Annotated in this window: 9 protein-coding genes; 6 read left to right on the top strand and 3 right to left on the bottom strand. The window is 36.1% G+C overall.

Translation table 11 applies throughout. From position 1 onward, the window contains the following. Positions 1–184: 184 nt before the first annotated feature. From HMPREF2603_RS00565 to melB, 3 genes are all read left to right on the top strand, one after another. A complete protein-coding gene (locus HMPREF2603_RS00565) occupies positions 185–1,252 on the top strand; it encodes a metal ABC transporter solute-binding protein, Zn/Mn family (RefSeq protein ID WP_002479807.1) in 1,068 nt (355 codons plus the stop codon). 158 nt (positions 1,253–1,410) lie between these two features. Next, the gene (locus HMPREF2603_RS00570) at positions 1,411–2,304 is read left to right on the top strand and encodes a VOC family protein (protein WP_060803583.1); all 894 of its coding nucleotides are present in this window, start codon (positions 1,411–1,413) and stop codon (positions 2,302–2,304) included. Between the two features lie 279 nt (positions 2,305–2,583). Beyond that, positions 2,584–3,987 (top strand): melibiose:sodium transporter MelB, encoded by a 1,404-nt coding sequence (gene melB / locus HMPREF2603_RS00575; RefSeq protein WP_070463327.1) that lies wholly within the window; start codon positions 2,584–2,586, stop codon positions 3,985–3,987. 93 nt (positions 3,988–4,080) lie between these two features. On the opposite strand, the gene HMPREF2603_RS00580 is transcribed toward melB, so the two are convergent. Beyond that, positions 4,081–4,941, bottom strand: coding sequence for an AraC family transcriptional regulator (locus tag HMPREF2603_RS00580; RefSeq protein ID WP_081600380.1), 861 nt, complete (start codon positions 4,939–4,941; stop codon positions 4,081–4,083). 87 nt (positions 4,942–5,028) lie between these two features. On the opposite strand from HMPREF2603_RS00580, the gene HMPREF2603_RS00585 reads away from it, so the two are divergent. Next, positions 5,029–7,977 (top strand): glycoside hydrolase family 2 TIM barrel-domain containing protein, encoded by a 2,949-nt coding sequence (locus HMPREF2603_RS00585; protein ID WP_060803585.1) that lies wholly within the window; start codon positions 5,029–5,031, stop codon positions 7,975–7,977. 106 nt (positions 7,978–8,083) lie between these two features. Here HMPREF2603_RS00585 and HMPREF2603_RS00590 read toward each other — a convergent pair whose 3' ends face one another. After that, on the bottom strand, positions 8,084–10,036 hold the full coding sequence (locus HMPREF2603_RS00590) for a fructose-bisphosphatase class III (protein ID WP_070501863.1): 1,953 nt from the start codon (positions 10,034–10,036) through the stop codon (positions 8,084–8,086). A 187-nt stretch (positions 10,037–10,223) separates the two neighbouring features. Here HMPREF2603_RS00590 and HMPREF2603_RS00595 point away from each other — a divergent pair, with 187 nt between their 5' ends. Further along, complete coding sequence (locus HMPREF2603_RS00595) at positions 10,224–11,081, top strand: ABC transporter ATP-binding protein (protein ID WP_060803586.1); 858 nt, start codon at positions 10,224–10,226, stop codon at positions 11,079–11,081. Further along, the gene (locus HMPREF2603_RS00600; protein WP_060803587.1) at positions 11,078–11,740 is read left to right on the top strand and encodes an ABC-2 transporter permease; all 663 of its coding nucleotides are present in this window, start codon (positions 11,078–11,080) and stop codon (positions 11,738–11,740) included. The genes HMPREF2603_RS00595 and HMPREF2603_RS00600 overlap by 4 nt, the downstream gene beginning before the upstream one ends. 74 nt (positions 11,741–11,814) lie before the next feature. Here HMPREF2603_RS00600 and HMPREF2603_RS00605 read toward each other — a convergent pair whose 3' ends face one another. Further along, positions 11,815–12,429: an undecaprenyl phosphate transporter UptA gene (locus HMPREF2603_RS00605; protein ID WP_002479799.1), complete on the bottom strand. Its 615-nt coding sequence runs from the start codon at positions 12,427–12,429 to the stop codon at positions 11,815–11,817. Positions 12,430–12,487 lie beyond the last annotated feature (58 nt).

The raw sequence follows: 12,487 nt of genomic DNA on the forward strand, positions 1-12,487 counted from the left end.
AGAGTACTTTTCTCTTTAATGTGTATATGAATAGTGAACCTAACTGTTTTTTAATTATAAAATATTAGGTTGAAAATTTCAGAATTCTGAGAATCTAAAAGATTTCATGAATACCATTGCAATTTAGTGTATTTAAGGGTATAGTTTAAAACATAATGATTACGATTTGGAGGGACCTTTTAAGATGAAAAAGACACTTTTCATAATGTTATCTTTAGTCTTAACAGTTGTATTAGCAGCTTGCGGTAATGGTGACAGCAGCAAAGACAGCGGTAATAAAGACAGTAAAGATGCTAAGTACAGCGAAAGCAATAAGATGAAAGTTAACACAACTGTATTCGCATTCCAAAGTTTTGCGGATCAAATCGGCGGTAAATATGCAGATGTGAAATCAATTTACCCACCAGGTACAGACTTACATAGTTTTGAACCAACACAAAAAGAAATCATGAACATTTCTAAAGGCGACTTATTTATTTATACAGACAAAGAAATGGACCCAGCAGCGGGTAAAATTGCGAAAACAATTAAAGACAACAAGAAAGTGCTTGAGTTAACAAAAGGCTTAGACAAAAACGCGATTCTTCCTGGTGAAGAACATGAGCATGAACACGAACATGAACATGGTGACCACGAAGAAGGTGAACACCACGAACACGGTGATCATGAAGAACACGGTGAACATGAAGAGCATGGTGATCACGAAGAACACCATCATCACCACGGCAAATACGATCCACATATTTGGTTAGATCCAGTAGCAGATAAAACATTTGCGAAAGAAATCAAAGATGAATTTGTGAAAAAAGACCCTGATCACAAAGATTACTACGAAAAGAACTACAAAAAATTAGTTCAAGACATCTCAGATGTAGATAAAGAATTAAAAGACGTTTCTAAAAACAAAAAACGCGACAAAGTGATTATCTCTCACGATTCATTAGCTTACTTAGCTAAACGTTATGACTTCGAACAAGAAGGTATTAACGGCATGAACAACGATGAACCAACACAAAAAGAATTAATGGCTATCGTTTCTGATATCAAGAAAGAAAAACAACCATATGTATTATACGAGCAAAACATCACTTCTAAAGTGACAGATATCATCAGAAAAGAAACTAACACGAAACCATTACCATTCCATAACTTATCAGTTTTAACAAAAGATGAATCAAAAGATAAAGATGTTACTTATCAATCATTAATGAAGAAAAACATCGAGTCACTGAAAAAAGCTTTAGACAACTAATGTGATTAACGTTTATGATACGCATTTCCGGTTAAATCGGAAGTGCGTATTTTTTTATTTACATGAAACAAAATACTGGTATAAAAATTATACTGGTGTTATAATCAGTTTAACAAAGTAAGTATAATAATTATACTGAATAAAGGAGGTTTCCATATATGGAAAATATTAAACGCATACATCATATTTCAGCAATTGTAGGTGACGCACAAGAGAACTTAGACTTTTATCGTAATGTACTTGGCTTACAATTGATTAAACAAACAGTAAACTTCGATGACCCAGGTGTTTATCACTTATACTTCTCAAGACAAGATGACGACAAACGTATGGTAATGACATTCTTTAACTGGCCAAATCAACATAAAGGTCGAGTGGGAAGCGGACAAGTTGGACGTATCGCATTCAGAATTCCTAAAGGCTCAATGGATGCTTGGGAAGCACATTTAAATGAACAAGGTATTGAAACTAAAATTTCTGGTTTGTTCGACGAAGCAACATTAGAATTTAATGATGTGCATGGACTAGCTTTAGCATTAGTAGAAGGACAAGAAGAAGCTGAAGATAATGCTATTATAGGTTTCCACGGTACAGAACTATTATCTGCAGAACCAGCAGGTACTCGCAGTACATTAGTTGATGATATGGGATTAAGTGTTGTTAGCGAAAACCCTTCTAAAATCCACTTAGAAACAGAGGGCGAAGAAAAACACCAAATCATTATGTCTGCACAACCATTGCCAAAAGGTTTATTCGGTGTAGGTACAGTGCATCATGTGGCTTGGTCTATCCCAACAGAAGCAGAACATTTAGAATGGCAAAAACACATGGAAGACCATGGTTATTTTGTGACAGAAGTTAAAGACCGTAACTACTTCAAAGCGATTTACTTCAAAGAAAAAGGTGACATCGTATTTGAAATGGCGACAGATGGTCCAGGTTTTGCGGTAGATGAGCCGAAAGATCAATTAGGTCAACATCTTCAATTACCGCCACAATACGAAGATAGACGCGAAGCTTTAACGCAAAATCTTAAACCATTGAAATTATAATATCAGTTATATAAAAGAACTCCTGTGCTTACTTATTTAGAGTAAGTGACAGGAGTTTTTTTCGTTTGAATAATGATAATAACAAGATGAGGAATTAATTTTTAAAGGTGCAAAGTGCCATAAATATTTTAACTTCGAAACATTTGGATATATAAAAGAAAGATTTGGATATTCTATTGTTTTCAGAAAAATGATAACGTTTACATGAATAGAAAATTAATTATTTGAAGGTACAAAGACAACACCAGAAATAACAATCTATAGATAGAGGTGAAAGGATTGGAAAGAAAATTAACGCGCTTTGAAAAGTATGCATTTGGATTCGGAACAGTAGGAAAGGACGCCATTTTTAATATTGTCAGTTTGTTTTTAATGTTCTATATTACGGACATTGTTGGACTCTCACCCGCATTCGTCGGAGTGTTGTTCTTCGCAGCACGTATTTGGGATGCGATTAACGACCCGATTATGGGCATGATTGTTGATAATACACACAACCGCTTCGGCAAATTCAAAACATGGCTCGTTATCGGTACATTAATTAACGCTGTCATCACAGTATTACTCTTCACAAACTTTGATTTCGCAGGCAACGGCATGTACATTTACATCTCAATCATGTACATCATATGGGGTATGACTTATACCATTATGGACATCCCATACTGGTCTTGGTTGCCAAACTTAACGAATAACCCACGTGAACGTGAAGAAGTTGCGGTGGTCCCACGTTTCTTTGCGAGCTTTGCGGCTTTTGTGATCGGAAGCTTCGGTTTAATATTCATCCATAAATTAGACGATTTCTTAGGTCAACCGTTCAGAGGTGCAGGTATTTTTGCGCTTGCAATCATCTGTAGTATTACATTTATCATTACTATCGGTATTACAGTATTCTTCGTTCATGAAGACACTGAAATTGAAAGACAAAACGCAATTAAAGTCCGTTTTAAAGATATTTGGCGTATTCTCTTTAAAAACAAAGAGTTGCTTGCGGTAATTGGTGTAATCTTAGCATTCAACTTATGTGGACAAATGTTTAACGCAATTATCTTGTATTACTTTAAATATGTGGCAGGCGTAGAAAGCTTATTCTCTGTCTTTAACACAATGATTATTATGGAAATGGGGTCATTATTGATTTTCCCATACTTAGTTAAGAAAGTCGGACGTAGTGCAGTATTCAACTACGCTGTATTTGGAATTATTATTGGTTTAGTAGTTATCTTGCTTGCGGGCTTTATTGCGCCGCACGCAGCAATCTGGGTAATTATTGGCGGTGCATGTATCCGCTTCGGTACAGGTACACTTGTCGGAATCAACACAGTCGCATTAGCTGACGTAATCGACTACAGTGAAGTGAAATTCGGTCAACGTAACGAAAGTGTCATCACATCAACACAAACATTCTTAGTAAAATTAGCACAAGCATTTGCGGGATTAAGTGTCGGTGTCGGTTTATCAATGATTGGTTATGTGCCAAATGTTGAACAAACAACAGATACAATCTGGGGTATCAGAATCGGTATGATTGGAGTACCAATCTTCTTTATCATCATTTGTAGTATTTTATATCATAAAGCCTTCAACTTAAAAGGCGATTTCTTACGTGATATTCAACAAACACTTGAATTTAAACGTAAAAGAGAAGGACGTCCGCCGATTCATAAAGAAGAAAAACTGTAACAATACAATAAGCAGTGTTAGAGCCTTCATTCATAACTCTATCCACTGCTTTTGTTTTACAGCAACAAAAAAGTAGCTGCTTGATAGTTTCATTTATTCAGATTGCAATGCTTTTCTGGCCTTATAATTTTTGCGGTATTGCGTAGGTGGACAGTTAAAGTACTTAGAGAAAGCCTTGGAGAAAGCAAGTGACACATCATAATTAAGTTCATCTGCAATGGCTTGCACAGTTTTATTTGTGAATTTCAGCTGCTCAGCCGCAAAAGCCATACGAAGATCGGTGAGATATCTACTTGGTGAAGCGCCAAATTGCTTTTTGAAACGTTTATAGAGCTGACTACGGCTCATGTTTGCGACTTGAGCAGCATTATCAACAGTAGTATCTTTGCTTTTGAAGTTGTCATTGAAATATTCTAAAGCATCTTTTAAATCTGTTGCTTCACGTTGATCAGGAATTACAATTTCTTTTTGGTTTTGTTGTGTTAGGAAATATAACAATTCAAATAGTCTTATCTTTAGTAAGATATCGTGGGTGTCCTCAGGGGTATGGCTGTTTGCCAGAATGCAGATTTTAAAGATTAATTTAAACAGTGTTTCAGTGTTTTGATTTAAGAGGACGAATTCATCTGATAAAGAAGTACGTGTAATAAAGCTGATGGCATGCGTGCCGCTGAAGCCGACCCACATATAATGCCAAGGTGTTTCTCCTGTCGCATGATATTTGACATGCATGCCTTTGAGCAATAAGAAGACATCACCTTTCTTTAAATGGTAAGTCGTATCATTCACAGTAAAGGTGCCGGTTCCTTGTGTCACGATATGCAAGACAGCAGGTTTAGTGACTTCATATTCATAGCCGTTACCTACGTATAAGTTTTCTTTGCCGCATTCATCAACTTGGGCTTCGTAGCTTGTTTTTTTAAGTTTTGTCCAAAAGACTTGCACTTGTCTCACTCTCTTTCTCTCTATGATAGAGCCATTATAACACGTATATTTAACAAAATTATATAATTTTTGAAAAATACTTAGGAGGGTCATACCTTGAAATTAGATTTACACTATAACTTAGAACAATTACATGTTAATACATTACCTTATGCCGCTTATTTTATCCCAAAGCCGCAACAACACAATACTTCTGTAACACAATTATCTGGTGACTGGAACTTCGGTTTCTTCAACAGTGTGGCAGAGTTTGAAGCAAGCCGTCATAAAGTGACACAAACTTTACCAGTACCTTCTGTGTGGAATTTACATGGATTTGACCAAACACAATATGTCAATATTAAATATCCAATCCCATTTGATCCGCCGTATGTACCAGAAGATAATCCATGTGGTTATTATGAACGCAACTTTACCATCGATTCTATCTATGATAATGACCATCAATTTGTGTTGAACTTTGACGGTGTCAGCAGTGCGTATTATGTATGGATCAATAATACATTTGTAGGCTACAGCCAAGTTTCACGCAGTGCGTCACGTTTTGATGTCACATCTTTTGTTCAAGAAGGGGACAATACGATTCAAGTATTAGTCGTTAAATATTCAGATGGTACGTATTTTGAAGATCAAGATATGTTTAGACATTCAGGTATCTTCAGAGATGTGTATATTGTAGAACGTCCTAACAATCGTATTGAAGATTATACGATTCAAACGACAGTCGATACAGCTGTACAAACAGGTGCAGTCCATTTAGATGTGACGCAAGTAAATGGTAAACCTGATTATACAGTAGCGCTGCTTGATCAAGAAGGTGGCGTCATTACTGAACAAAAAGGGAGAAATGAAGATGTTTTAGTATTAAATGTAGAAGATGCTGCTTTTTGGAGTGCTGAAACACCTTACCTTTATACGCTAGTCATCACAACTGCGGATGAAGTTATCACTGAACAGGTCGGTTTACGTGAAGTTGAAATTAAAGATCAACAGTTATGGATTAATGGTAAATCTGTGAAATTGCGTGGGGCTAACTATCACGACAGCAACCCGGAAACGGGATATGTCTTAACTGAAGCGCAAATGCATGAAGATTTGACATTAATGAAACAAGCCAACTTTAATGCGATTCGTACAGCACACTATCCGAAAGCGTCTCGCTTCTATGAGTTAGCTGATGAATACGGGTTCTATGTGATGAGTGAAGCGGATTTAGAAACACATGGCGTAGTGCTGTTTTATGGAGATGAAAATACTAAAGACTTTAATATTATCGCAGATGATCCGCAATACGAAGCACCGATTTTAGATCGTATTGAAGCGTCTATTGTGCCGCTACGCAACTTCTCATCTATTATTATGTGGTCATTAGGTAATGAATCTGGATATGGTGTCAATATTGAGAAAGCAGCTGAACTTGCGAAGGATTTAGATGCAACACGTCCAGTCCATTATGAAAGTGCCTTTTACGCAGAAAGTGGGGAAGATTTCTCTAAACTAGATATGATCAGTCGTATGTATCCGTCACCTGAAGAAATTAAAGAGCGTTATTTAGATAATCAAAATATTACACAACCCTTTATCTTATGCGAGTATGCACATGCGATGGGGAATTCACCAGGTGGTCTTTTAGAATATCATGAATTATTAGAAGCGTATCCAAGCTTTATTGGTGCGTTTGTTTGGGAATGGTGCGACCACGCAGTAAATATCAGTCAAGATGAAGCGCAACCAGTCTTTCGTTATGGCGGAGATTTCGGAGAAGATTTACATGACGGCAACTTCTGTGTAGATGGTATCGTGTCGCCAGATAGAACGCCGCACGAAGGTTATTATGAATTCCAACAAGTGAATCGTCCGGTGATTTTATCTCATTATGATAAACAGACGTTAACGTTTTATAATCGTCTCGATTTTATTGATGCAAATGAAGTCTTGCAATTACGTTTTACGATTACGACATTATCAGGTGAACAATATGAAGAGTATGCAGATTTAACAGGATTTGAACCGCATACTGAAATTTCTGTGGAACTGCAGACGTTTATTGATGAAGCGATTTTAAACCAAATCAGTGATATTTTAGTAGAGTATATTTCACTTAAAGATCAAACAATTTTAGGTCATGATCAAATCGTTCAAGAACGTTTGGAATTTGAAACAGTAACAGAGCATGAATCTGCTTATCAAGTTTCAGTGGATGATACAGCACATACTATTCACATTACAGGAGAAGATAGTGATTATGCGTTTGATACACAAACTGCTTCATTAACGCACGTTACACAAGCAGGTAAGCTCGTGCTACATGAACCTACTGCAATCCGCATTTGGCGTGCACCAACAGATAACGACATTAATATTCGTAAGCAATGGGAAGAAATGGGTTACGAACATGCGCATACGCGTGTATATGATTATTCGATTGTCGAATCTGAAGGCGGCGTAAGTATTCAATTCCAAATCAGTATTGTGCATAAACGTGTGCCGAAAATCTTAACAGGTACTTTAACTTGGTTAGTGCATGCGGATGGTAAGATTGAAGCGGATTTAGAACTTGAGAAGAATGCGCGTATGCCGTTCTTACCGAGACTTGGCTTAGAATTCAAGTTATCAAATGACTATCAAAAATTAGCATACTATGGTCATGGACCCTTCAGCAGTTATGAAGATAAGCAGCTTGCGAGTCATTTAGGTTACTTTGTTTCTACAGTCAATGATAATTTCTGGCCGCATATCAGACCGCAAGAAGACGGCAGTCACAATAATACAACACATGTGACATTAAACAATACAACAACACAAGTTGCGTTTAACGCTGAAACACCATTCAGTTTCAATGCGAAACCTTATTCAGATGCGCAACTTACAACAGTAGAACATGCGGATCAATTACACTTAGATGGTTACACATATGTTAATATCGATGTCGGTCAAAGTGGTATCGGTACAAACAGTTGTGGACCGGAATTACCAGAACGTTATCGTATGGATGATGCAGAGTATCATTTAAACTTTACATTGGAGTTCAATACATTATCTTAAATCCTAGTACACGAGACAAATCACAAGCTATAAAAATAAGATATAACCACAAAAAAAGCAGAAGGTGACGTTTAATCAGTCAACCTTCTGCTTTTCTTTATGGTTATTAATCTGTATAGCGATGAGACATAAGTTCTTTTAAGTTGCGGATTTCTTCTTTGATGAATTGTCCTGTGTTCGTATCGCGGATACGTTTACGTTGAAGTTCTTTATCGACAAGACGTTTTGTAGATAATTCATCTGCACCGTAACGTAATACGTTTTCTTTCGTGTTGAAGTGTTGGTGTGCCACTAGCTGCATACCATAAGAGTTGTACAGTAACGTATAACCCGCAATACCTGTTGTAGATTGATACACTTTAGAGAAGCCGCCATCAATGACGATCATTTTACCGTCGGCTTTAATCGGATCTTCACCATCAATTTCTTTGACTGGTGTATGCCCGTTAATGATATGACCTTGTTCAGGATCTAAATCAAAGTCTTCTAAGAGTTTGCCTACAACTTTAGGGTCTTCACGTAGTGAATAATATGGGTTCTTTTCTTCTTTATGAGTTGCTTTATCTTTAATGAAATAACGTTCGAATGTTGTCATGGCACGTTTTCCGAATAATGAAGAATATTTACCTGTCCATAAATACCAAACTAAGTCAGTTGCTAAATCATCGGTAATATCTTTATTTCGGAATGCTTTACGCATATACATTTCGAATTGGTCTAATAATGGACGGCCAGCATAGAATGTGCCATCAATTTCCATGCCTTCCATATTGCCATGTTCATCAATCGGGATACAGCCGTGAATTAATAAATTACCGTTGTAAGGTAAGTAAAGTGAACCTTTATCCATTAAGAATGTCATATGACGTTTAAGCTTTTCTGATTCTTGTACAGAAACTAATAATTTATCAATGACTTCTTGTTCTTCTGGTAATAATTTAGCTGGATCTTCTGGATCTACTGTCACGAAACATGTATCTGTTAATTCATGTGTTTGGCCATGTAATATATACGTTAAGTTATCATAGTCAACATGTTCTAAGACTAAGCGTTCTTCCATTTCGAAAGAAGGACGACGTTTGATAATCGGCATTTCTAATTTGAATTGAATCATCGCAATGGCTTGATGAATTTTAGTGATTTGAAGTTGTTCTTGTTCAGATAAGTTAGAATCAGAACGTAATTTTGGACGGAAAGCTGGGTTATCACCATAGTATTTTTCAGCTAAGTTTAATAATGGGCGTAAGTTGATACCGTAAGCATCTTCAACGATATTCAAGTTATCGTAACGTGCACAAATACGTAAGATGTTAGCTAGGCAGACACGAGAACCGGCATAGGCACCAATCCAAATCGCATCGTGGTTGCCCCATTGGATATCAACAGAATGATAGTTGATTAATGTTTCTACAATTTTTTCAGGTTCAGGACCACGATCATAAATATCACCGACAACATGTAAGTGATCTACGACTAGACGTTGAATTGTGTAAGATAAACCGATAATTAAATCGTCTGCTTGTTGAGTTTCGATGATTTGACGCATCAACGTATTGTAGTAAGGTGTTTTATTCTCAAGTTCGTTGGTTTTATAAAGTAACTCTTCGACAATATAAACAAACTTTTTAGGTAATGCTTTACGTAATTTAGAACGTGTATATTTTGAAGCGGAATATTGAACCATTTGAATCATTTGGTCAATACGTGTTTCATACCAACGGTTTAATGGCTCTTTTGTTTCGAAGCTGCTTTTAACCATTCTTAATTTATCTTCTGGATAATAAATTAAAGCAGTGAAATCGCTGATTTCTTGGTTCGACATTTTATCTTTGAAGATGTCGTTGACTTTCGTACGAACATTGCCTGAACCGTTACGTAAGACATGTTGGAAAGATTCATATTCTCCATGTAAGTCACTGACAAAGTGTTCTGTACCTTTTGGTAATTCTAAAATAGATTCTAGACTGATAATTTCTGATGCAAGTTGTTCTTCATGGTTGAATTTCTCTGCAAGTAAATCGAAATACTTATTTTTAAGTTCACGTTCGTTGGTAATCATTTGTGCCTCCTGGGTTTAATAATAATAGCGCTTACATTTGATTATTGTACTTTTTTAACAATTTTTCAATGGTGACGTTTTAAAAAACTGAAAAAATAATGTGTGGTTGGATTAGAAAGAGGGAGAATAGAGAAATAAACTAAATATTTGAATCAGCTATGTTAAAATAAAAATATCAGGAGGTCTTATGACACCATTATTATCAGTACATCATTTAACGAAACAGTTTTCTAATAGCCGCTTCTCCATCAATGATGTCTCCTTTCAAGTTGATCCAGGTGAAATTGTCGCTTTAATCGGCAAAAATGGTTCAGGCAAATCAACGTTAATTCGTATGATTGTGGGAGATTATCCTTTAACTAGCGGAGAAATCTATTTTTTCGGTCAACGTGTCTCACCTGAAGATACAGCTTACAAAAATGACATAAGTGTTGTATTTGATTCCATGAGTTTCACTAAAAATATGACCGTTGATAAGTTGAATCGTATGTTTCAAAAGGTGTTCCGCCATTTTGACAGTACTTTGTTTAATGATTATATCCAGCGTTTTGAACTGCCAGAAAAACAGGCAGTTAAATTCTTTTCAAGAGGTATGTCTATGAAACTCTCTATGGCAGTCGCATTGTCACACAAAAGTCGATTATTGATTTTAGACGAAGCGACAGCAGGATTGGACGCAACAAGTCGTGATGAGATTCAAGATGAAATTGAAAAGTTCGTACATGATAGCAATCGTGGTGTGTTGATGACATCTCATATTGCGGAAGATATTGACCGCTTAGCGACAAAGTTAGTTTTTCTGAGACATGGCCAAGTTTATACGCAAATTGACAAAGCAGCATTATTCAATAATTATGCACGTTTAACATGTGATGAAACAGAATTTGAAAAACTTGAAGACGAAGATGTGTTAGCAAAAAAACACCACTTAGGTGAAGTTCAAGCGATTGTGTTAAAAAATGAACGTACTTTATCTTTTGATTTAGAACCTATCGAGTATATTGATCAAGTCAACAAAATAATCTTAAGAGGTGAAGACATATGAAGGGTTTAATTTATAGTCAGTATTATTCAACTCAGAAAGCATTGTGGATCTACCTAGGTATCGGTTTATTGTTAGGTATCGGGTTCACAGCTGTGGATTTAGAAGGGGTTCAACCGTTAATCAGTTTAATCATTTTAATGTTTTCTGTTTCAGCTGCGACTGATAATTTGAAAAATGAAGCAGCAGCGGGTTGGTATAAATATGCGATTACATTACCTGTCAGTCGCAAAGAAATTGTACAAGCACATTATGCATATTACTTTCTGTCTGCTGGATTAGGGTTAGCCATTGTTCTGTTTATTTTTGCAGGCAGATATCTATTAGGCTTCGGTACTATTACGGAATCCTTGTCAGCTATCATGTTAGGGATAGGAATTTGTTTGTTAGTGTCATTGTTTTATCCGTGTACTTATGTGGTTGGTGCAGATAAATCGAATATAATTCAAATGATTATCACAGGAATTATAGTAGTTACATATATCGTGTATAACACTGTAACACTTATCATTGGCGGTTATATGTATGGCTCAGGTAATGATGCCATGCAACATACTGGTTTTGAACTGGGACGCATGTCTATCTTCCTTGTCTTTGCGCTAATACTTGCGCTGTTTGGTTACTTCATAGGTTTGAACAAGTTTAAAAATCAGAATTTCTAAAAAAGCAAAATAAATCATAACAAATAGATAAAGCACACTTCATTTTTTTGAAGTGTGCTTTGTTTTCGTATTGTTTAGTTTTGTCTATGACGGCGTTTCGCAATGTAACGGTAAGCAAAGTATACTAACGCAATTGCGATAATAGCATACATGATATATGAGTATGTATGCATTACATTTAAAATATCGTGCCAGTTATCGCTTAACGATTTACCTAAATAGATTAAACCGAAGTTCCAAATTGTTGTGCCGACTAATGACAATGTCGCAAATGTGACGATGTTCATTTTATTGACACCTGCAGGAATAGTGATCAATACACGTAAGACTGGAACGAAGCGACAGATAAAGACTGCGATTGCACCGTATTTTTTAAACCAATTGTTGGCACGTTCAACGTCTTTACCTTTAAGTTTAATCCATTTACCGTATTTGTCTACGAAGCGGTAAAGTTTCTGTTCATTAACTAAGCTACAGATGTAATACAGAATCAATAGCCCCATAAATGAAGCGACTGTTGCGATAATCAATAGCAGCCAAATAGAAATATGTGATTTTGCGGCTAATACACCTGCGAAAGTCAGCACAATTTCTGAAGGCACGAAAGGCAGGATATTCTCAGCAAGAATTAAAATAAAAATTGCGAGATATCCCCAACGCGAAATAAAGTCAGTCAGTATTTGTTCCATGGTAATGTGATGACTCCTTTTTATGTACAAGTTTTATAATGTTTTAATTTTTTTAAAG

This window comes from Staphylococcus sp. HMSC055C03, assembly GCF_001809385.1.
Classification (GTDB): domain Bacteria; phylum Bacillota; class Bacilli; order Staphylococcales; family Staphylococcaceae; genus Staphylococcus; species Staphylococcus simulans.

Coding starts and splice junctions, on each gene's coding strand:
- HMPREF2603_RS00565 (WP_002479807.1), top strand. CDS start 185: ATGAAAAAGACACTTTTCATAATGTTATCTTTAGTCTTAACAGTTGTA.
- HMPREF2603_RS00570 (WP_060803583.1), top strand. CDS start 1,411: ATGGAAAATATTAAACGCATACATCATATTTCAGCAATTGTAGGTGAC.
- HMPREF2603_RS00590 (WP_070501863.1), bottom strand. CDS start 10,036: ATGATTACCAACGAACGTGAACTTAAAAATAAGTATTTCGATTTACTT.
- HMPREF2603_RS00595 (WP_060803586.1), top strand. CDS start 10,224: ATGACACCATTATTATCAGTACATCATTTAACGAAACAGTTTTCTAAT.
- HMPREF2603_RS00600 (WP_060803587.1), top strand. CDS start 11,078: ATGAAGGGTTTAATTTATAGTCAGTATTATTCAACTCAGAAAGCATTG.
- HMPREF2603_RS00605 (WP_002479799.1), bottom strand. CDS start 12,429: ATGGAACAAATACTGACTGACTTTATTTCGCGTTGGGGATATCTCGCA.